The organism is Salmonella sp. NW645, assembly GCF_051703725.1.
GTDB classification, from domain to species: Bacteria; Pseudomonadota; Gammaproteobacteria; order Enterobacterales; family Enterobacteriaceae; genus Salmonella; species Salmonella enterica.
Map to the genome: position 1 here is coordinate 1 of NZ_JAMMKR010000037.1, position 290 is coordinate 290.

At 49.3% G+C, this 290-nt stretch carries 1 tRNA gene; it reads left to right on the forward strand.

What is annotated here, in order from left to right:
* Positions 1–214: 214 nt before the first annotated feature.
* Positions 215–290 (forward strand) — tRNA-Lys (locus NA389_RS21960).

Consider the following 290-nt stretch of genomic DNA (forward strand, 5'->3'; position numbering starts at 1 on the left):
GGTCGTTAGCTCAGTTGGTAGAGCAGTTGACTTTTAATCAATTGGTCGCAGGTTCGAATCCTGCACGACCCACCAATTTAACATCAAACTCAGATGTTGAACGTGAAGGATAACGTTGCGTCAGCAACCTGTAGGGCGAGGCGAAGCCGAGTCATCCTGCACGACCCACCATCTTTAGATGGTCCGAGTAAAATCTTTCAGGCAGCACCCGTATGGGTCGTTAGCTCAGTTGGTAGAGCAGTTGACTTTTAATCAATTGGTCGCAGGTTCGAATCCTGCACGACCCACCA